Consider the following 20,464-nt stretch of genomic DNA (forward strand, 5'->3'; position numbering starts at 1 on the left):
CCCCATGACCCACCCGGCAGTACGTCTTGCGGCCGCCTTCGCCATCGGCCTCGTCTTCGGCACCGGCATCCTGCTCGCCGGCATGGCGAATCCGGCCAAGGTGCTGAATTTCTTCGACCTTGCCGCCATCCCCGGCGGCGGATGGGATCCGAGCCTGGCCGTGGTCATGGCCGCGGCACTGACCGTCACCGCGATCGGCTACCGACTGGTGCTGTCCCGCCCGCGCCCGCTGCTTTCGGGCGGTTTCACGCTGCCCTCGCGCCATGGCATCGACGCGCGGCTGGTCGGCGGCGCGGCGATCTTCGGCATCGGCTGGGGCATCACCGGCTTCTGCCCCGGCGGCGTGGTGCCGGCACTCGGCCTTGGACGGATCGAGCCTTTCCTCTTCTGTCTCGCCGTCGCGGCGGGCATGATCGCCACGCGGCGCTTCGTTCATGCAAGGGCGATGCTCGCCCGCGCGACCGCACGACCGGCGGCCTGACCGCAAGCCGCCCGAACACCCCATGGATCAAGGACATGCGCCCATGACCAATCCGGCCTATCCGATCGACGGCTCCGTGAAGCCCGAGGTCACCGCCTTCTTCGACGAACCCACCAACACCATCTCCTATGTGGTCAAGGACCCGGGTTCGAACGCCTGCGCCATCGTCGACAGCGTCATGGACATCGACTACGCGGCGGGGCGCATCACCCATGATTCCGCCGACAGGATCATCGCCTTCGTCCGCGACAAGGGCCTCACCTGCGAATGGCTGATCGAGACCCATGTCCATGCCGACCACCTGTCGGGGGCGCCCTACATCCAGAACGCCCTCGGCGGAAAGCTCGGCATCGGCGAGAACATCCGCGTCGTGCAGGACACCTTCGGAAAGATCTTCAACGAGGGCACCGAGTTCCAGCGCGACGGCTCCCAGTTCGACCGGCTCTTCGCCGATGGGGACACCTATACGGTCGGCGGCATGACCTGTTTCGCCATGCACACGCCCGGCCATACGCCGGCCTGCATGACCCACGTGATGGGCAATGCCGCCTTCGTCGGCGACACGCTGTTCATGCCCGATGGCGGCACGGCGCGGGCGGACTTTCCCGGCGGCGACGCGGGCGAGCTGTTCCGCTCGATCCGCAAGGTGCTGACGCTGCCCGACGCGTTCCGCCTGTTCATGTGCCACGACTACGGGCCCAACGGCCGCGACATCCGCTGGGAAACCACGGTGGCGGAGGAGCGGGCGAACAACATCCATGCCCGCGACGGCGTGACGGAAGAGGAGTTCGTGGCCATGCGCACCGCGCGCGACGCCACGCTCGGGATGCCGAAATTGATCATTCCCTCCATACAGGTCAACATGCGCGCCGGAAAGCTGCCGCCCGCCGACGAGAGCGGCAAGACCTTCCTGAAAGTGCCAATCAATTCCCTGTAAGGACAGATCCATGAACTCTGCCAAGGTCGACGACACGATCACCGTCGCCCACCAGATCGACCCTGCCGACGTGGACGCGATCCGCGCCGCCGGCTTCAAGGCGGTCATCAACAACCGGCCGGACGGCGAGGCGCCCGACCAGCCGGCGGGCGACGAGATCCGCAAGGCGGCCGAGGCGGCCGGACTTGCCTATCACGCCCTGCCGGTCGGACGGGACGGCATCGGCCCCGACACGCTCACCGGTTTCCGCGAGGCCATGGAGGCCGCCGGCGGACCGGTGTTCGCCTTCTGCCGCACCGGCACGCGCTCCATCAACCTGTGGGCACTCTCCCAGGCCGGAAGCCGCGACGCGGGCGAGATGGTTCGTCTTGCCGCCGACGCCGGCTACGACCTGTCGGGGCTGAAGCCCACCCTGGACCGGCTGGCCGAGGCCGGCTGAGGCGGGCCGGCCAAGCGGTCCGCACCGACACAATGACCCGCGCGGCCGGCCGGCCGCGCGGCACACGCCAAAGCCCTTGCGAAGCGACCGCCCGGAATCCGCCCGACCATGAAACCGCTTGCCGCCTATCTGCCGATCCTCGACTGGGGACGCGGCTACACCCGCGCCATGGCCACCGACGACCTGATCGCCGCCGTGATCGTCACGATCATGCTGATCCCCCAGTCGCTCGCCTATGCGCTTCTCGCCGGCCTGCCGCCGGAGATCGGTCTCTACGCCTCCATCCTGCCGCTGGTCGCCTATGCGGTGTTCGGCACCAGCCGGGCGCTTGCCGTCGGGCCGGTCGCGGTCGTCTCGCTGATGACGGCCTCCGCCGTCGGCGAGATCGCCGCCCAGGGCACGGCCGACTATCTGACCGCCGCCGTGGTGCTGGCCTTCCTCTCGGGCCTCATGCTGATCGCCATGGGCCTGTTCCGGCTCGGGTTTCTTGCCAATTTCCTGAGCCACCCGGTGATTTCGGGCTTCATCACGGCAAGCGGGCTCCTGATCGCGGCGAGCCAGCTCAAGCACATCCTGGGCATTCCGGTTTCCGGCGCGACGCTCGTCGACATCGTCGGCGGGCTGGCGGCGGGCATCGGCGACACCAACATGGCGACACTCGCCGTTGGCGTGCCGGCGACCCTGTTCCTGTTTCTGGTGCGCAGCCGGGTCAAGCCCCTGCTCGTCGCCGCCGGACTGGGTCCGCGCATGGCCGACATCCTGATAAAGGCCGGGCCGGTGGCCGCCGTTGCCCTCACCACGCTCGCCGCCTCCTGGTTAGACCTGGGCGCGAAGGGCGTGCACCTCGTCGGCCATATTCCCTCCGGCCTGCCGAGCCCGCACATGCCGATCCTCGACCCGGACCTGTGGGCGGCCCTTGCCGTGCCGGCGCTGCTGATCTCCGTGATCGGCTTCGTGGAATCGGTCTCCGTCGCCCAGACGCTCGCCGCCAAGCGGCGCCAGCGCATCCAGCCCGACCAGGAGCTGATCGGGCTCGGCACCGCCAACATCGCCTCGGCGGTGTCGGGCGGCTATCCGGTGACCGGCGGCTTCGCCCGCTCGGTGGTGAACTTCGATGCCGGCGCGCGCACGCCGGCCGCCGGCGCCTTCACCGCCGTGGGCATCGCGCTCGCCACCATGTTCCTGACGCCACTGATCGCCGACCTGCCCCAGGCGACGCTCGCCGCGACCATCATCGTCGCCGTGCTCTCGCTCGTGGACCTCAAGGCGCTCGCCCGGGTGTGGGCCTATTCGACGAGCGACTTCGCGGCCATGGCCGGCACGATCCTCGTCACGCTCGGCTTCGGCGTCGAGCCCGGTGTGGTGACCGGCGTCGCCGTTTCGCTGGCGCTCTACCTGCACCGAAACGCCCGCCCGCACATGGCCGTCGTCGGGATCGTTCCCGGCACCGAGCACTTCCGCAACATCAACCGCCACAAGGTCATCACCGGCGAGCGCGTGTTGAGCGTGCGCGTCGACGAAAGCCTGTTCTTCGCCAATTCACGCTATCTGGAGGACCGGCTGCTGGAACTCGTCGCGGAACGTCCGGCCATCGCGCATGTGGTGCTGCAGGCGACGGCCGTGAACGAGATCGACGCCTCGGCGCTGGAAAGCCTGGAGGAAATCAACCGCCGACTCGGCGATTCAGGCGTCGCCTTCCACCTGTCCGAGGTCAAGGGACCGGTGATGGACCGGCTGGAACGCACCGACTTCCTGCAGCACCTCACCGGCCAGGTGTTCCTCACCCAGTACGAGGCCTTCGCGAGCCTCGACCCGGAGACGGCCCATATCGCCGAGGCGCGCTCCCCCCGGCGCGCGACACCGGCAAGCTTCTGGATCGGCCCGCAGATCTGATAAGGGGTGGGCCATGGTCACGACGGGCACCCACGATCCGCTGGACGGACTTGATCCGCAAAGCGGGCTGCGACGACGCTTCCGCGCGGCTCCCTCGGGCGGAAGCGACACGCTTGTCGTGGTGCAGTCGCAGGCGCGGGTCGTGCCGCCCCGCTTCGGGCTCGAACGGCTTTTCGCGACCACGCGCCATGCCTGCCTGTTTCTAGATTGTCCGGACAGCGCCTGGTACCTGGGATGCGAGGCGGCGACCGATGCCGCCATCGACGCGGCCCTCGCCGTCGCCGCACCTTCGCGCATCATCCACTACGGCGCCTCCAAGGGCGCCTACGGCGCGCTGTCGACCGCGCTTCGCCGGCGTGACGGCTCGGCCTATGCCTTCGGGCCGGAGTTCGAGCTGGGACTGCCGGGCACCCAGAGCGGCCTCTACAGGGCTCCCGGACTGCCGGGAGAGCCGGACCTTGTCCGCGCGCTTGCCGAAACGCGGACGCCGCATCCGCTGACGCTGGTCTTCGGACTGCACGATCCCGTCGACGCGTCCGGCTTCGCGCGGCTGGCGCGGGTCCCGCTGCCGCCGGCCGTGAGGCTTCTGGCACTGCGGTCACCACATGCAAGCCACGACCACCTCTACACGCTCAACATCGTCCGCAAGCTGATCGCCCGCTTCGACCGCGATCTCGCAGGGCTTTGCGACGAGCGGGGGCTGATCTCGCCGGAGGGGGCGGACACCGCGGACGCCTTCGCCACGGCGGGACACCGGCTTGCGACCGGCGATCCGCCGGATCCGGACGCCCTCGCCCGCGACCTCCTTCCCGCGCTCAACCCGGGCCACGGACTTCTGCTTGCCGAATGCCTGCTTGCCGCCGGTCGCGCGACGGAAGCCGCAGGGGTCCTGCGGGAGGCGATCACACTGACGGAAAGCGCGAAGGGGCTCGCCACCCAGCCGAAACGCTGGCGCAAGCAGTTCTGGCGGGAGCTGATCCAGGCCCTTGCCCGGGCGGGAGACGCGTCCGGCGCCGGCGAGACGGCACGCGAGGCGCTGGCGCGGTTTCCGGACGACGCGGACATCGCCGCGCTGGCGGATCGGGTCGCCGGTCGCGATGCGTGACCCGATTGGCGGATCAGCCGCCGGCGAGCGGCCATGCCCGGGCGGGGCGGACAGCCTTGCCCTGCGCATAGTGGACGCCCAGTTCACGCAGGACGGGAAGGGCGGCCGCGTCCGACACATGCTCGGCCACCGTCGGCAGGCCCAGCGTCCGCGCAAGCGCGACCACGCCCGTGACCGCCGCGCGATTGACCGGCTCATCGGCAAGGTCGGCCACCAGCAGGCGATCGATCTTGATGAAATCGAAGATGCCGTCGCGCACCTGCGTCATGACGCCGAAACCGCGCCCGAAGCCGTCGAGCGCAACCCGCACCCCGAGACGCCGCAGGTGCCGCAGCAGGATCCAGGCGGCATTGTCGAGCTGCACGAGATCCGCCTCGCCAAGCTCGATGATCAGCCGGCTGGCAAGATCCCGGTTGTCGCCGAGCCTGTCACCGAGAAAGGCCCCGAAGCGCTCATCGCAGATGGCGCTTCCCGAAAGGTTCATCGAGACACAGTCCCGCGCATCGCCGTTGGCGCAAAGCCGCTCGAGAACCGCCGTCACGAGCCAGGTGTCGAGTTCGCTGGTGCGCCCGTGACGTTCGGCAACGGCGGAAATCATGTTCGGTCCGGCAAGCGTGCCGTCGGGCAGCGCCAGGCGCATCAGCACCTCGTGAAAGGCTGTGCCGCCCCCATCGAGTGCGACGACCGGCATCTGCTCGAGATGAAAGGCGCCATCCGAAAGGGCCTTCTCGATGACCGTGAGGTGGCGCAACTCGTCGCGCTGGCGTTGGGCGATCTCGGCGTTGGCCGACAGCTGCACGACGCGCCGCCCGCCGGCGGCCTTGGCGGCAAGGCAGGCCTGGTCGGCAAGCTGCAGCACCCGGCTGATGTCGCGCCCGCCGGCGGGAAACACCTCCTCGGGTCTCACCATGGTAAAACCGACACTGGCCCCGCCTCGGAAGGTCATGCCGTCGACGGCGAAGTGAAAATCATTCAGGTCGGCGAGCACCCGCTCGCACAAGACCTTGACGGCGACGGAGTCGTCGGAATCGACGATCATGCCGAACTCGTCGCCGCCGATGCGCGCCACATGCACCGCAGAGCCGGAAAAGGCGGAAATACAATCGGCAACGCCGGCGAGAAACCGGTCTCCCGCCCCGTGACCGGCCGTGTCGTTGACCAGCTTGAAGCCGTCGAGATCAAGGAACACGACACCAAAGCCCTGGCCCCCGTCCAGCACGGTGCGCGGATCAAGCGCGGCAAGCCGGTTGCCGAGCCACTGTTCGAAGGCGCGCCGGTTGGCGATCCCTGTGAGGTCGTCCTCGAGCGTCAGGCGTTCGAGGCGATGCGCGAGCCGGCGGGTCTCGGTGACATCGCGCGACATCACCATGGCCGCATCCACGGCGCCCGCGTCATTCCGGAACGGCTCCAGGCGGATCGACCAGATGACCTCGCGCCCATCCGGCTTGCGCGTCAGCAGGTCCATGTCGACGGTTTCACCGGAAAAGCAGCGTTCGAGGCTCGGACGCAACTCGCGTTCGAACCGCTCGACCCCGACAAGGTCGTACAGGTAATGCCCGACCATCTCTTCACGCGGAAGTCCGTACCAGCGGGCATTGCTCTCGTTGACGAAAAGGAAGCGGAACTCGCGGTCGAACACGGAGATGCGGTCCGACATCTGCAACACGATCGATCCGTAGAGGCGCAGCGCCTCGTCCGTCTCCTTCATCCCGGTGATGTCGCGGCCGAAGGCGGCGACCCCGATCAGTTCACCCCGCGCATCCCGCACGGGCTGATACCGCACGTCGTAGAAGCGCCGTCCGATTCCGGGCACCTCGACCCAGTCCTGAAAGTCGACGCTCTCTCCGGCAAAGGCACGCGCCAGCCGTTCGGCCCGGTGCCCGTAGACGCCCTCGCCCGCGATCTCACGCACGGTTCGCCCGAGCACCTGGTCGCGGGTGAAACCGTTCAGTCGGGCGTAGGCGTCGTTCGCCTCGCGAATGATACGGTCGGGTGTACAGAAATAGACAGGATCGCCGCAAGCCTCGAGAATGGAGGCATGCAGGCTTTCCGTTTGACGATTGATCGGACGTCCCCCGCCCTCGACCTTGACCATATACGCTTCCGATCCAGACGCCCCGCCCGGGCCACCACCCGGCCACCGAAGACCAGGATGACGAAGGGTAAACCGTCTGCCACAAGAAAATCATGAAATATTGACAGGGTCACTCTTCATCCGGCTCGACGCACCCCTCCATGTACGCACGCAACCGACCAAACGCTGCGGAAGGGCCTGCGAAAGCCCCAGTATCCAAATTCGAATTATGGATTGTGCCAAATGATTCGCAAGGCTCGACCGCATGCCCTTCGGGCAGGTTTTTTCCTCGCCATGGCGGCTTTCGCCGTGCCTCCCGCGCTCGCCCAATGCGGAAAGGCCTCCTGGTACGAACTTCGCGGACGCACCGCCAGCGGCGTGATCGCCGACCCGGAAGCCCTGACGGCCGCCCACCGCACGCTTCCCTTCGGAACGCGCGTCACGGTCGAGAACCTGGCCAATGGCCGCAAGGTGAAGCTCACCATCGTCGATCGCGGCCCCTTCGTGCGCGGCCGGGTGATCGACGTTTCGCGCCGCGCGGCGCGCGATCTTGCGTTCCTGCGCAGGGGTGTCACACGGGTGAGGGTGCATGTGGAGGGAAAGAAGGCGCCGACCTGCAAATAGCATCGGCGGACAACAAAAAGGGCCTTCGCTGCGGAAGGCCCTGTCGGAAGACCCGAAGGCGTGGAAGCCGGAGCTTCCCGATTTCAACCAGAAGGAAAAATGGTCCTGACCGCGAGGAGGGAGGGGGGGAGCCTCACGGTCAGGACCGCCGCATCTCCATGACTGAAGACAGGATCGATACCAACAGGATTCGCGCAGACTGCAAACAAAAAACCGATACGTGGAAACGCAATCGATAAAAGCCTGTACGAAATCTGCCGTAACGTCTTCAATGCCTTTTTACGTTTCACCCGGGTCGTCTCCCCGCAAACGCGGCATGTGCGGCGTGCAAACGACAGGGAAATGCAAGGTTGCGCGCAAGCCCGGCGAACAAGCCGGTCCCCTCCCGTCCGTGGGACCGCGCCTACGGGGCGTTGGCTGCCGCTTCCCCCTTCAGCCAGTCGCGAAAACGTGCCGCGACCGGACGCAGCGTGCGGTTTTCCGGATAGACGAGATGATAGGCGGACGGCAGGCGCAGCTCGGTCTCAAAGAGCTTCACCAATCGCCCTTCGGCGAGGTCGCGATCGACGAAAAAGCGCGGCACGAGCGCAACGCCCAGTCCGTTCGCGGAGGCCTCGGCCATCAGCACGAACTGCTCGAAGCGCGGCCCCTGGAACGCGAGATCGGTTTCCACGCCCGCGCATTCGAACCACTGGCGCCAGGCAAGCGGGCGGGTGGACTGGTGCAGGCGCAGGACGGGGGCGAGATCGGCCGGCGTCGCGACCGGGTGGCGCTCGAGAAACCCGGGCGAGGCCACCGCGATGACATCCTCGCGAAACAGCGGCTCGGCGACCGCCCCGGCCCAGACCGGATCGCCGTAGTGGATCGCGAGGTCGAACGGCTCCTTGGCGAAGTCGAAGGGGCGCAGGCGCACCGCGATGTTGAAGCTCGCGGTCGGCACGGCCTCGATGAAGCGGGCAAGACGCGGGGCGAGCCAGCGCGTGCCGAACGAGGGCAATGTCGCGAGATTGAGCACGTCCTCGTTTCCGGCGAAGGACATGACCTGACGCGTGGCGGCGACGAGATGCTCGATCGCGCCGCGCACGTCCTGCAGATAGAGCCGGCCGGCATCGGTCAGCACGATGCGCTGGCGCACACGCTTGAAAAGCTCGACGCCAAGACGCGTCTCCAGATGGCGCACCTGCTTGGACACCGCACCCTGCGTCAGGTGCAGCTCCTCCGCCGCGCGGGTGAAACTGCCGTGGCGTGCCGCGCACTCGAAGGCGATCAGGCTGTCGGCGTGGGGGACGAAACCGCGTTTCAAAACCTATTCCATTTCCTCATGAACCCGCGACAACATATCACTTTGCCGCAGGCTGCACAGACCGGACACTCCCGCCCGCCTGCAAGACATGACAGAAGGCCTGGCGACGCGAGACCCGCGCGCGACGGGTGCCTTTCGAAAAAGCCGGAGGACCATTCATGAGCCATTCGACCAAGTCCGATCCCACCGGCGGCGGCCGCTTCGCCTGGGACGACGCGTTCCTGCTGCGCGACCAGCTCACCGAGGACGAGATCCTGATCATGGAGACGGCGCGCGCCTATGCACAGGACAAGCTCCTGCCGCGCGTCCTGGAAGCCTATGCACACGAGAAGACCGACCGCGAGATCTTCAACGAGATGGGCGAACTCGGCCTGATCGGCGTGACGCTTCCCGAGGAGTACGGCTGCGCCGGCGCCTCCTACGTGGCCTACGGCCTCGTCGCCCGCGAGATCGAGCGCATCGATTCCGGCTACCGCTCGATGAACTCGGTGCAGTCCTCCCTCGTGATGTATCCCATCTATGCCTATGGCACCGAGGAACAGCGCAAGAAGTATCTGCCCAGGCTCGCCAGCGGCGAATGGGTCGGCTGCTTCGGCCTGACCGAGCCGGACGCCGGCTCCGATCCGGCCGGCATGCGCACCCGCGCCGAGAAGATCGACGGCGGCTACCGCCTCAAGGGATCCAAGATGTGGATCTCCAACTCGCCCATCGCCGACGTCTTCGTCGTCTGGGCCAAGTCCGACGCCCATGACGGCGCGATCCGCGGCTTCGTGCTCGAGAAGGGCATGAAGGGCCTGTCCGCGCCGAAGATCGGCGGCAAGCTCAGCTTGCGCGCCTCGATCACCGGCGAGATCGTCATGGACAACGTGGAAGTGGGCGAGGACGCGCTGCTTCCCAACGTGTCCGGCCTGAAGGGCCCCTTCGGCTGTCTCAACCGCGCCCGCTACGGCATCTCCTGGGGTGCGCTGGGAGCCGCCGAGGATTGCTGGCACCGCGCGCGCCAGTACGGCCTCGACCGCAAGCAGTTCAACAAGCCGCTCGCCCAGACGCAGCTCTTCCAGAAGAAGCTCGCCGACATGCAGACCGAGATCTCGCTCGGCCTGCAGGGCTCCCTGCGCGTCGGCCGCCTGTTCGACGAGGGCAAGGTGGCGCCGGAGATGATCTCCATCGTCAAGCGCAACAATTGCGGCAAGGCGCTGGACATCGCCCGCCAGGCCCGCGACATGCACGGCGGAAACGGCATCCAGGAAGAATACCACGTGATGCGCCACGCCCAGAACCTGGAGACGGTGAACACCTACGAGGGCACGCATGACGTCCATGCGCTGATCCTCGGCCGCGCCCAGACGGGGCTTCAGGCGTTCTTTTGACGCCGGCTCCCTGACATGACAGCAAGGGCCGGACCCGTTGACGCGGGCCGGCCTTTCGCGGTCGTGCGAACGGGTCCGGGCATTGTCAGGCACGCGGAGGAGGCGATACGGGGATGAACGCGCGCGGCAGCAACGCACCCGCCCAGGCGGATCACACCGTGGACGTGGCCATCGTCGGCGGCGCGGTGACCGGATCCTCCATCGCCTGCCACCTGGCCATGGACCCGGACTGGCGCGGCAGTGTGCTGGTCGTCGAGAAGGATCCCTCCTACGCGCGCTGCGCCTCGGCGCTGTCCGCCGCCTCGATCCGCCAGCAGTTCTCCACCGCCGTCAACATCGAGATCTCGCTCTACGGCATCGCGTTCCTGCGCGAGATCGGCAACCGTCTGGAGGCGGGCGGCGAGCGCCCGGCCATCGACCTCCACGAGGGCGGTTACCTGTTTCTGGCAACGCCCGACAAGCGGTCGATCCTGGAGGAGAACCACGCCCTTCAGGCCCGGCTCGGCGCCGACATCGCCTTTCTCGAGCCGGACGCGCTCGCCGCCCGCTTTCCCTGGCTGAACGTCGAGGACATTTCCGCCGGCTGCTTCGGCCGCACGGGCGAGGGCTGGTTCGACGGCTACGGGCTGATGCAGGCCTTCCGCAAGAAGGCGCGGGCGCTGGGCGTGCCCTATCTCGCCGCCGAGGTTCTGGAGACCGCGCGCGAGGGCGAAGGCTTCCGCCTGACGCTCTCGAACGGCGAAACGGTCTCCTGCGGCCGGCTGGTCGATGCGGCGGGCGCGAGCGGGGCGCGAAAGATCGCCGCCGATCTCAGCGTGACGCTGCCGCTCGAAAGCCGCAAGCGCATGATCTTCACCTTCGACTGCCGCGAGGAAGTGAAGGGCTGCCCGCTGCTGATCGACCCGAACGGTACCTATGTGCGCCCTGAAGGGACCGGTTTCCTGTGCGGCTCGGCTCCGGCAACGGACCTCGAGAGCCACGACTTCGAGGTCGAGCACGGCTTCTTCGAGGACCACCTGTGGCCGACACTCGCCGCGCGCATCCCGGCGTTCGAGGCGATCCGGCCGGGCGCGGCCTGGGCCGGCCACTACGACATGAACCTCTACGACCACAACGCGCTTCTGGGCGAGGTCGGCGACGTTCCGGGCTTCTACCTCGCCACCGGCTTTTCCGGCCACGGGCTTCAGCAGGCTCCCGCCGTGGGGCGCGGCATCGCCGAGCTTCTCGTCCACGGGGCCTACCGCAGCCTCGACCTCTCCGCGCTCGGCTTCGACAGGCTTGCACAAGACCGGCCTGTGTCGGAAAAGAACGTGGTGTGATCCGTCCCGGACGGAGGATGCACCCCCGCCCGCTTTCCCACCGGCGCCGACCGCCGCCCGCTTTTTCCAGAGGTTCGCCATGCTCGCCAAAGGCCGCGAGGTTCTCATGATTCCCGGTCCGACCACCGTGCCCGACGCGGTGCTTTCGGCCATGCACCGCCCCGCCATCGACATCCGCCGCGGCCCCCTCGTCGACCTGACCGACACGCTGCTCACGGATCTGAAGACCGTGTTCGGCACCCGCGAGGCGAAAACCTTCATCTACGCCGCGAACGGCCACGGCACCTGGGAGGCCGCGCTGTCCAACCTCATGTCGCGCGGTGAGAAGGTGCTGGTGCTCGACTGCGGCCGCTTCGCGCGCGGATGGGGCGAGATGGCCTCCGGCCTCGGCCTCGACGTGGAGATCCTGCCCGGCGACTGGCGCCGCGCCGCCGATCCGGACGCGCTCCAGGCACGGCTGGCCGAGGACACGGGCCATGAGATCAAGGCCGTGCTCACCGTGCAGGTCGACACGGCCTCGTCGGTCATCAACGACATTCCCGCCATGCGAAAGGCCATCGACGCGGCGGGACATCCGGCCCTTTTCCTCGTCGACGCGATCGCCTCGCTCGGCACGACGCCCTTCGAGATGGACGCCTGGGGCATCGACCTGGCGCTGACCGGCTCGCAGAAGGGGCTCATGACCCCTCCGGGCCTCGGCGTGATCGCCGCCGGCCCGCGCGCGTTCAAGGCCCATGAAAACGCCGACCTGCGCACCCGCTACTGGGACTGGACGGCGCGCATGGGCCGAGAGCACTACATGAAATACTGCGGCACGCCGCCAGAGCACATGCTCTTCGGCTTCCGCAAGGCGCTCGACATGCTGCTGGAGGAAGGGCTCGATGCGGCCTTCCGCCGCCACGCGCTGCTGTCGGGCGCGGTGCACGCCGCCGTCGCCCACTGGGCGAAGGGCGGGGCGGTGGCGTTCAACGTCACCGATCCGGACCAGCGCTCGCCCTCCGTCACCACAGTGCTCACCCCCGGCCTGCCGCCGATGGACCTCATCGCCTTCTGCGAGGACACCTGCGGCGTGACGCTCGGCGGCACCATCGGCGAGATCGCCGGAACGGGCATCCGCATCGGACACATGGGCCACGTGAACGCACCGACGGTGTTCGGCGCGCTCGGGGCCATCGAGACGGGCCTGGCCGTTCTGGGAGCGACGGGCGCATCCGGCGGCCTCACGGCGGCAACCGGCTTCCTCGCCGAGGCTGTGGCACGTGAGCGGGCGGCGGAAACCGCCCGCGCCTGAGCCGTATACGCCTGAACCGGTCGGCGCGGCCTCAAAGAGCCGCGTCGATCTCCGCCACGATGCTGTCCGCCGCCGCGCGGCGGTCGGTCGCTTCCAGGATCGGCCGCGCGACGACCAGGTAGTCGGCGCCCTCGCGGATTGCGTCGGCGGGCGTCATGATGCGCTTCTGGTCGCCGGCGGCACTTCCCGCCGGGCGGATGCCTGGGGTGACGGTGACGGGATGCGGGCCGAGCACCGGGCGCAGAGACCCGACTTCCTGCGGCGAGCAGACGATGCCGCCCATGCCCGCGGCACGTGCGTTGGCCGCGCGGGCGACGACCAGATCGCCCACGGATCCCGCATAGCCGGCATCGTGCAGGTCGTCCTCGTCCATGGAGGTGAGAACGGTCACGCCGAGCAGGCAGAGATCTCCGCCGCCCGCCGCGAGCCCCGCGACGGCGGCCCGCATGGCCTTGGGATAGGCATGGATGGTGACGAAACGCACGCCCATGCGGGCGATGTTCTCGACCGCCTTCATGACCGTGTTGTCGATGTCGAGAAGCTTGACGTCGAGAAAGACGGAATGCCCGTCGCGGGCCAGCTCTTGCGCGAGGCCGAGGCCGCCGGCGAACTGAAGCTGCATTCCGATCTTGTAGGTGCCCACCGCGCCTGCCGTCTCGCGCACGATGGCACGGGCCTCCTCGACGGTGGGAACGTCGAGGCCGAGGATCAGCCGGTCGCGGGCTGAGGCGGGCGCGTAACGCCTCGACGGCTCGGGGTCGGCGGTCTCGGCGGTCGTTTCGGCACTTTCGGCAGGCATCTTTTCGGGTCTCCGATGACGAATGGTCCAGGATCCGCGCCGAGGCGCGGAAAACGGCGTTCTTTCCCTCTTAGCCAAGCCGGACGCGGTTTGCCAGCTTCGCATGTGCGAAAGGCTGAAAGCGCGCGGCGCGCGCCGGGTATTTCAAAGCGCCCTGCCACCTGATACAAGCCTTTCGACTGCTTTTCGGGCCGCCGTCGCGCAAGACGCGGGCAGCCTCTCGACAGAGGATCGACATCGCCCATGCGCACCGCATCGATCACGCGCGCCACCAAGGAAACCGATATCGCCGTCAGCGTCGCGCTCGACGGCACGGGAACCTTCGACATCTCGACCGGGGTCGGCTTCCTCGACCACATGCTCGAGCAGCTCTCGCGCCACTCACTGATCGATATCACCGTGCGCGCCAAGGGCGACACGCACATCGACTTCCACCACACGGCGGAGGACGTGGGCATCGCGCTCGGACAGGCCCTGCGCGAGGCGCTGGCCGACATGACCGGCATCACCCGCTATGCCGACTGCCACCTGGCCATGGACGAGGCGCTGACGCGCTGCGCGCTCGACGTGTCGGGCCGGCCGTTCCTCGTGTGGGACGTGACCTTCCCGCGCGACAAGGTGGGCGACTTCGACACGGAGCTGTTCGAGGAGTTCTTCCGCGCCTTCGCGATGAACGCCGGGATCACCCTCAACATCGCCAACCTGACCGGGACCAACTGCCACCATATCGCCGAGACCTGCTTCAAGGCCGTGGCGCGGTGCCTGCGGGTGGCGATCGAGCCCGACCCGCGCCAGGCCGGACGCGTGCCCTCCACCAAGGGCCAGCTCGGCGGCTGAACGGCGAAGGGGAGATCCGGCAATGGCGATCTTCATGGTGCTCGTGCCCCCCGGAAAAACGCACACGGCCCTGCGCGAGCGGGATCTCGAGCGGAGCGTTTTCATCAAGGACGGCTTTTCCTTTCCCGCATTCTTCCTCTCCATCCCCTGGCTCTTGTGGCAGCGGCTCTGGCTCGTGCTCGGCGTCTTCCTCGTCGCCACGATCGCGCTCGAGCTCGGCGCGCGCTACAGCAACGGACCGGGGGTGGGCACCGTCAGCCTGCTCGTCACCTTCCTGTTCGCGCTGGAAGCCAACGGCCTGCGCCGCTGGACCCTGGAACGGCGCGGCTGGCGCTTCGTCGCGGTGGTCGAGGCACAGGGACGCGCCGATGCCGAATGGCGCTTCTTCACCGGCCTGGCGCAGGATGCGGCGGATGTCCCCGCACATGCGGACGCAAGGGTGGCGGCCGACGCATCAGGCGCTTCGGACACAAGCGACGGCACCGGCGAGAGCACGGCGGAGACCGCGAACCCGACACGCGGGCCGGCAAGACGCACGCCCGCGCCACGCACCAGCCGGGAACAGGTTGTCGGCCTGACGCTTGGCACCCATCGACACTGACCCCGATCAACGGCTAGGACACCCCGCGCGCGACGCCGAAGCGTCGTTCCGCCCTTCATGACCCGCGACCACACGCTCCAACGGACAGACCCATGCTGATCGCCATCATCGACTACGGTTCCGGCAACCTGCGTTCGGCCGAAAAGGCCTTCGAGCGGGCCGCGCACGGGCACGGCAGGTCGCCCGAGGTCCGTGTCACCGCGGACCCGGACGTGGTCGCCAGCGCCGACCGCATCGTCCTGCCGGGCGTGGGCGCCTTCGCCGACTGCCGGCGGGGGCTCGCCGCCGTCGACGGCATGACGGAAGCGCTCGTGGAAGCCGTGGAAACGAAGGGGCGCCCCTTCTTCGGCATCTGCGTGGGGATGCAGCTCATGGCCACGCGCGGCCTCGAGTTCGAGACGGTGGAGGGCTTCGGCTGGGTGCCGGGCGACGTGACTGCGATCACGCCGGACGATCCCACGCTCAAGATCCCCCACATGGGCTGGAACACGATCTCGCTGACCGCCCAGGACCACCCGCTGTTCGCCGGCATCGAGACAGGGGACAAGGGCCTGCACGCCTACTTCGTGCACTCGTTCCACCTCAAGGCGGAGCGGGGCGAGGACGTCCTGGCCACCGCCGACTATGGCGGCCCGATCACGGCCGCCGTGTGCCGGGACACCAGGTTCGGCACCCAGTTCCACCCGGAAAAGAGCCAGCGCCTCGGCCTCGCCCTCATCGCGAACTTCCTCGACTGGGCGCCTTAAAGCGCGCCCGGCCAAGCCACGGACCGACTATGCCCCATCTCTACCCCGCCATCGACCTCAAGGCCGGACAGTGCGTGCGCCTGAAGCTCGGCGACATGGACCAGGCCACCGTCTTCAGCGACGATCCGGGCGCGCAGGCGCGCGCCTTCCAGGACCAGGGCTTCAAGCGGCTGCATGTGGTCGACCTCGACGGCGCCTTCGCCGGCGAAAGCCGCAACGGCGACGCGGTGGACGCCATCCTCAAGGCGACCAAGAACCCGGTGCAGCTTGGCGGGGGCATCCGCACCCTCGACCATGTGGAGGCCTGGCTCGCCAAGGGCATCTCCCGCGTCATCCTGGGCACCGTCGCGGTGCGCGATCCGGGGCTGGTGCGCGAGGCCTGCCGCCTGTTTCCCGGCCATGTGGCCGTGGGCATCGACGCGCGCGGCGGCCGGGTCGCGGTGGAAGGCTGGGCGGAAACCTCGGAGCTTTCGGCGATCGAGCTTGCCGGACGGTTCGAGGACGCGGGCGTTTCCGCGATCATCTACACCGACATCGACCGCGACGGGGTCCTGGCCGGCATCAACTGGGACTCCACGCTGGACCTCGCCGCCGCCACTTCCATTCCCGTCATCGCCTCGGGTGGCCTTGCCTCCATCGAGGACGTGAAGCGCCTCGCCTCGCCGGAGGCCGCCCGGCTGGATGGCGCCATTTCGGGCCGTGCGCTTTATGACGGACGCCTCGATCCGGCCGAGGCGCTGAAGGTCCTCGACGCCTGAGTGCCCGCCGTCTCCCGGAATCCCGACGCCGGCATCCGACTGACGCCGGCGTTTTTTCGCGCGCAACGCGGCCGTTCACGGGCGATGCCACATGGTGGACCGCCCTGAAGAAGGTCGCGCGCGGTCTTGCACGCAAGCGAAAAGGTCATTCCGCCCGCTAGCGCCTTTCCAGAGCGGGGCGGGGGCTGTATGCTGCGACCGCGAAATACGCTGGATAACCGCCTAAGATGTTGAAAGCACGAGTCATTCCCTGCCTTGACGTAAAAGACGGCCGTGTCGTCAAGGGCGTCAATTTCGTCAATCTGGTCGACGCGGGAGACCCGGTCGAGGCCGCGAAGGCCTATGACGCGGCCGGGGCGGACGAGCTTTGCTTCCTCGACATCACCGCCAGCCACGAGGGTCGCGACACGATCTTCGACGTGGTGCGCCGCACGGCGGAAGCCTGTTTCATGCCGCTGACCGTCGGCGGCGGAGTGCGCACCGTCGAGGACATCCGCAAGCTGCTCGTCTCCGGCGCCGACAAGGTGTCCATCAACACCGCAGCAGTGAAGAACCCCGAGTTCATCCGCGAGGCCTCGGAGAAGTTCGGCGCCCAGTGCATCGTCGTCTCCATCGATGCCAAGCAGGTGAACGGCGAGGGCGAGGCGGAGCGCTTCGAGATCTTCACCCACGGCGGACGCACGCCGACCGGCATCGACGCGGTCGCCTTCGCGAAGAAGGCCGTGGAGCTTGGCGCGGGCGAGCTTCTCGTCACCTCCATGGACCGGGACGGCACGCGGCAGGGCTTCAACCTGGCGCTGACCCGCGCCATCGCCGACGCGGTCAGCGTTCCGGTGATCGCCTCGGGCGGCGTGGGCACGCTCGATCATCTGGTCGAGGGCGTGCGCGATGGCCATGCGACGGCGGTGCTCGCCGCCTCCATCTTCCATTTCGGCACGCACACGATCCGCGAGGCCAAGACGCACATGGCGTCAAGCGGCATCGCCATGCGGCTCGACACCTGACACGGCACCGCCGGAGCCCGAAGATGACCGACACACGCTTCACCCTTTCGGATCTCGACGCCATCGTGCGCACGCGCGCGGCAAGCGGCGATCCGGGCTCCTACACCCGCAAGCTGATGGACAAGGGCGTTTCCAAGATCGCGCAGAAGGTGGGCGAAGAGGCCGTGGAGGCCGCCATCGCCGCCGTGGAGCGCGACCGGGAAGGACTTACCGGCGAGGCGGCGGACCTGCTCTACCACCTCCTGGTTCTGCTCCACGCCGGCGACGTGCCGCTCGACGAGGTGATGCGGGAGCTTGCCCGGCGCACGGGCCAGACCGGGCTTGAGGAAAAGGCATCCCGCCCCGATACGTGAAGAGGGGCGCGACAAAAGGGCCCCACGCCTGACGGCGTGAGGGGGGCGTTCCGGTCGCGACGCGGCTCGGGGCAGGGAGGAATGGGCACGCCGCGGGCAACCGCAGCCGGAACGGGACGAGCGTCGCCATGGAACAGACCGTCAGCAGATACCGGGACGACGACCTGTCGCCCTACCGGGTCTTCTCCGAGGACCAGTGGGCCCGGCTGCGCGCCGACACGCCCATGACCCTGACGGCCTCGGAAGTCGCGCGCCTGCAAAGCCTCAACGATCCGGTCTCCATCGCCCAGGTGGAATCGATCCTGCTGCCGCTCTCCAGGCTCCTGGCCTACTACGTGGAAGCGACCCAGCAGCTTCACCGGGCGACGAACCGCTTCCTGGGCTCCAACGAGGTGAAGAACCCCTTCGTCATCGGCCTTGCCGGATCCGTCGCGGTGGGCAAGTCCACCACCGCCCGCCTGCTTCAGGCGCTTCTGGCGCGCTGGCCGGCAAGCCCCAAGGTCGATCTCGTCACCACCGACGGCTTCCTGCATCCCAACGCGGTGCTGGAGCGGGAAGGCCTGATGCGGCGCAAGGGCTTCCCCGAAAGCTACGACCGCACGACGCTGCTCACCTTCCTCTCCGACCTCAAGGCCGGGCGGAGGCACGTGCGCGCGCCGGTCTACTCCCACTTCTACTACGACGTGATGCCGGACCAGTATGTCACCGTCGACCGGCCGGACATCCTCATCCTCGAGGGGCTGAACGTTCTGCAGACCTCCAACCTGCCGCGAGACGGCAAGGAGGTGCCCTTCGTCTCCGACTTCTTCGACTTCTCGATCTACATCGATGCCGACGAGGACGTGCTGCACGAATGGTACGTGAAGCGCTTCATGCGCCTGCGCGAGACCGCGTTCCGCGACCCCGGTTCCTACTTCAACAAGTATTCGATGGTGGGCGAGAACGAGGCGCTGGAGATCGCCGAGGACCTGTGGCGCGAGATCAACCTGGTCAACCTGCAGGAAAACATCCTGCCGACCCGCCCGCGCGCCGACCTGATCCTGCACAAGAACCGCGATCACGCCATCGACGAGGTCCGCCTGCGCAAGCTGTGAGGCGGCAGCGGCAGTCCCGCCGGAGGCCTTCGCTCAGTCCGGCGACATGCCGTTGGCGGCAAGAACCTCGCCCGCCAGGTAAAGCGAACCGCACACCAGAACGCGCGGCGGCACATCGCCCTCGCGCGGCAGACGGCGCAGCGCGGCCTCGACGGACGGCGCCACGTCCGCGACAAGCCCGGCCGCGCGCGCGGCCTCGACAAGGTCTTCCGCATCGCGACCGTTCTCCGTCGTGCGCAAGGCCACGCAATCCACATGCGCGGCCAGTCCCTCGAACGGCGCGAAGAAGCCGACGGGATCCTTGGTCTTGAGCATTCCCGCGACGAGATGCAGCGGACGCGGCGCGCGCTCCTCCCGGTCGGCCATGGCGGCGGCGATGACCGTGCCGGCGCCGGGGTTGTGCCCCCCGTCGAGCCAGAGCTCGGTGCCCGGCGGACAGAGATCGAGAAGCGGTCCCGCCCCGATCGGCTGCATCCGCCCCGGCCAGTCGACCCGCTGCAGGCCGCCCTCGACCGCCTCGGCGGCGGGAAGCAGCCCCGCGGCCTTGAGCGTCGCGACGGCCATGGCGGCATTGACGATCTGGTGCGCGCCGGACAGCCTCGGACGGGGCAGGTCGAGAAGCCCGTCCCCGTCCTGGAAGACGAGACGCCCCCCCTCTTCCCAGGCGGTGAAATCCTCGCCGAAGACGGTGAGGGGCGCGGCAAGCTCGCGGGCGCGGGCGCGAATGACGTCAAGCGCCGCCTCGTCCTGCGGCGCGACGACAGCCGGACGGCCGTGCTTGAGGATCCCGGCCTTTTCGAAGGCAATGCCCTCAAGGGTCTCGCCCAGGTAGCGCTCATGGTCCATGGACACCGGCGTCAGCGTGGCCGCCAGCGGCGCGTCCACCACGTTCGTGGCGTCGAGACGTCCGCCCAGCCCCACCTCGAGCAAGAGCACATCGGCCGGAACCTGAGAGAAAAGGTGGAAGGCGGCGGCGGTCGTCACCTCGAAGAAGGTGATCTCGCGGCCTTCATTGACCTGCTCGCACCGGTCCAGCGCATCGAGAAGCTCGGCGTCGTCCACCAGCCGCCCGGCAAGGCGGATGCGCTCGTTGAAGCGCACGAGATGGGGAGAGGTGTAGACGTGCACGCGCAGACCAGCGGCCTCCAGGATCGCCCGCATGAAGGCGGTGGTCGATCCCTTGCCGTTGGTTCCGGCGATGTGCACCACCGGCGGGAGCCTGTCCTGCGGCCGCCCGAGCGCCTCCAGCAGGCGCTCCATGCGTCCGAGCGACAGATCGATCTCGCGCGGATGCAGCGCGAGGAGCCTGTCGAGAATGGCCGTGACCTGATCCATGTCGCCGCCCCGCTGCGGTCAGGTGCAGTTGGTGAGGGTCCGTTCGCAGTCCGCCCGCACGCGTCTGCCGGATGCCCCGTGTCGGGAGGCCCCGGCGGAAC

General features: G+C 68.3%; 20 protein-coding genes. 16 read left to right on the forward strand and 4 right to left on the reverse strand.

What is annotated here, in order from left to right:
- Nucleotides 1–4 precede the first annotated feature (4 nt).
- The 5 genes from ACYX4S_RS17430 to ACYX4S_RS17450 all read left to right on the forward strand — a co-directional run bounded on the left by ACYX4S_RS17430 (nucleotide 5) and on the right by ACYX4S_RS17450 (nucleotide 4,855).
- Nucleotides 5–481: a DUF6691 family protein gene (locus ACYX4S_RS17430; RefSeq protein WP_293717539.1), complete on the forward strand. Its 477-nt coding sequence runs from the start codon at nucleotides 5–7 to the stop codon at nucleotides 479–481.
- 43 nt (nucleotides 482–524) lie between these two features.
- Complete coding sequence (locus tag ACYX4S_RS17435; RefSeq protein ID WP_476361118.1) at nucleotides 525–1,418, forward strand: MBL fold metallo-hydrolase; 894 nt, start codon at nucleotides 525–527, stop codon at nucleotides 1,416–1,418.
- Nucleotides 1,419–1,428: 10 nt separating this feature from the next.
- Entirely contained in the window at nucleotides 1,429–1,857 is a 429-nt protein-coding gene (locus tag ACYX4S_RS17440; protein WP_293717535.1) for a protein tyrosine phosphatase family protein, read from the forward strand.
- A gap of 108 nt (nucleotides 1,858–1,965) precedes the next feature.
- A complete protein-coding gene (locus ACYX4S_RS17445) occupies nucleotides 1,966–3,750 on the forward strand; it encodes a SulP family inorganic anion transporter (protein WP_476361119.1) in 1,785 nt (594 codons plus the stop codon).
- Nucleotides 3,751–3,763: 13 nt separating this feature from the next.
- Complete coding sequence (locus ACYX4S_RS17450; RefSeq protein WP_476361120.1) at nucleotides 3,764–4,855, forward strand: hypothetical protein; 1,092 nt, start codon at nucleotides 3,764–3,766, stop codon at nucleotides 4,853–4,855.
- Nucleotides 4,856–4,868: 13 nt separating this feature from the next.
- On the opposite strand, the gene ACYX4S_RS17455 is transcribed toward ACYX4S_RS17450, so the two are convergent.
- The gene (locus tag ACYX4S_RS17455) at nucleotides 4,869–6,950 is read right to left on the reverse strand and encodes an EAL domain-containing protein (protein ID WP_476361121.1); all 2,082 of its coding nucleotides are present in this window, start codon (nucleotides 6,948–6,950) and stop codon (nucleotides 4,869–4,871) included.
- 273 nt (nucleotides 6,951–7,223) lie between these two features.
- On the opposite strand from ACYX4S_RS17455, the gene ACYX4S_RS17460 reads away from it, so the two are divergent.
- A complete protein-coding gene (locus ACYX4S_RS17460; RefSeq protein WP_476361122.1) occupies nucleotides 7,224–7,553 on the forward strand; it encodes a septal ring lytic transglycosylase RlpA family protein in 330 nt (109 codons plus the stop codon).
- Between the two features lie 403 nt (nucleotides 7,554–7,956).
- On the opposite strand, the gene ACYX4S_RS17465 is transcribed toward ACYX4S_RS17460, so the two are convergent.
- Nucleotides 7,957–8,856 carry a LysR substrate-binding domain-containing protein gene (locus ACYX4S_RS17465; RefSeq protein WP_293717525.1) on the reverse strand — a complete coding sequence of 300 codons (900 nt, stop codon included), beginning with the start codon at nucleotides 8,854–8,856 and terminating at the stop codon, nucleotides 7,957–7,959.
- Nucleotides 8,857–9,014: 158 nt separating this feature from the next.
- On the opposite strand from ACYX4S_RS17465, the gene ACYX4S_RS17470 reads away from it, so the two are divergent.
- The 3 genes from ACYX4S_RS17470 to ACYX4S_RS17480 all read left to right on the forward strand — a co-directional run bounded on the left by ACYX4S_RS17470 (nucleotide 9,015) and on the right by ACYX4S_RS17480 (nucleotide 12,836).
- Nucleotides 9,015–10,226, forward strand: a complete 1,212-nt coding sequence (locus tag ACYX4S_RS17470; protein WP_422070063.1) for an acyl-CoA dehydrogenase — start codon at nucleotides 9,015–9,017, stop codon at nucleotides 10,224–10,226.
- Between the two features lie 113 nt (nucleotides 10,227–10,339).
- Entirely contained in the window at nucleotides 10,340–11,545 is a 1,206-nt protein-coding gene (locus ACYX4S_RS17475; protein ID WP_476361123.1) for an NAD(P)/FAD-dependent oxidoreductase, read from the forward strand.
- A gap of 79 nt (nucleotides 11,546–11,624) precedes the next feature.
- The gene (locus ACYX4S_RS17480; RefSeq protein ID WP_476361124.1) at nucleotides 11,625–12,836 is read left to right on the forward strand and encodes a pyridoxal-phosphate-dependent aminotransferase family protein; all 1,212 of its coding nucleotides are present in this window, start codon (nucleotides 11,625–11,627) and stop codon (nucleotides 12,834–12,836) included.
- 31 nt (nucleotides 12,837–12,867) lie between these two features.
- On the opposite strand, the gene pyrF is transcribed toward ACYX4S_RS17480, so the two are convergent.
- Nucleotides 12,868–13,635, reverse strand: a complete 768-nt coding sequence (gene pyrF, locus ACYX4S_RS17485; protein WP_293717518.1) for an orotidine-5'-phosphate decarboxylase — start codon at nucleotides 13,633–13,635, stop codon at nucleotides 12,868–12,870.
- 243 nt (nucleotides 13,636–13,878) lie between these two features.
- On the opposite strand from pyrF, the gene hisB reads away from it, so the two are divergent.
- The 7 genes from hisB (at nucleotide 13,879) to coaA (ending at nucleotide 19,028) form a co-directional block, all read left to right on the forward strand.
- Nucleotides 13,879–14,472, forward strand: coding sequence for an imidazoleglycerol-phosphate dehydratase HisB (gene hisB, locus ACYX4S_RS17490; protein ID WP_422070066.1), 594 nt, complete (start codon nucleotides 13,879–13,881; stop codon nucleotides 14,470–14,472).
- 22 nt (nucleotides 14,473–14,494) lie between these two features.
- Nucleotides 14,495–15,073, forward strand: a complete 579-nt coding sequence (locus ACYX4S_RS17495) for a DUF2628 domain-containing protein (protein ID WP_476361125.1) — start codon at nucleotides 14,495–14,497, stop codon at nucleotides 15,071–15,073.
- A gap of 92 nt (nucleotides 15,074–15,165) precedes the next feature.
- Nucleotides 15,166–15,819: an imidazole glycerol phosphate synthase subunit HisH gene (gene hisH / locus ACYX4S_RS17500; protein ID WP_476361126.1), complete on the forward strand. Its 654-nt coding sequence runs from the start codon at nucleotides 15,166–15,168 to the stop codon at nucleotides 15,817–15,819.
- Nucleotides 15,820–15,848: 29 nt separating this feature from the next.
- Nucleotides 15,849–16,577 carry a 1-(5-phosphoribosyl)-5-[(5-phosphoribosylamino)methylideneamino]imidazole-4-carboxamide isomerase gene (gene hisA / locus ACYX4S_RS17505; protein ID WP_476361127.1) on the forward strand — a complete coding sequence of 243 codons (729 nt, stop codon included), beginning with the start codon at nucleotides 15,849–15,851 and terminating at the stop codon, nucleotides 16,575–16,577.
- A gap of 227 nt (nucleotides 16,578–16,804) precedes the next feature.
- Nucleotides 16,805–17,581, forward strand: coding sequence for an imidazole glycerol phosphate synthase subunit HisF (gene hisF, locus ACYX4S_RS17510; protein WP_293717508.1), 777 nt, complete (start codon nucleotides 16,805–16,807; stop codon nucleotides 17,579–17,581).
- Nucleotides 17,582–17,604: 23 nt separating this feature from the next.
- Nucleotides 17,605–17,934, forward strand: coding sequence for a phosphoribosyl-ATP diphosphatase (locus tag ACYX4S_RS17515; RefSeq protein ID WP_293717506.1), 330 nt, complete (start codon nucleotides 17,605–17,607; stop codon nucleotides 17,932–17,934).
- A 128-nt stretch (nucleotides 17,935–18,062) separates the two neighbouring features.
- Nucleotides 18,063–19,028, forward strand: coding sequence for a type I pantothenate kinase (gene coaA, locus ACYX4S_RS17520; protein WP_293717504.1), 966 nt, complete (start codon nucleotides 18,063–18,065; stop codon nucleotides 19,026–19,028).
- A 33-nt stretch (nucleotides 19,029–19,061) separates the two neighbouring features.
- Here coaA and ACYX4S_RS17525 read toward each other — a convergent pair whose 3' ends face one another.
- Complete coding sequence (locus ACYX4S_RS17525; RefSeq protein WP_476361128.1) at nucleotides 19,062–20,363, reverse strand: bifunctional folylpolyglutamate synthase/dihydrofolate synthase; 1,302 nt, start codon at nucleotides 20,361–20,363, stop codon at nucleotides 19,062–19,064.
- Nucleotides 20,364–20,464: the final 101 nt, after the last annotated feature.

It is taken from the genome of Stappia sp. ABD4_338 (assembly GCF_056312175.1).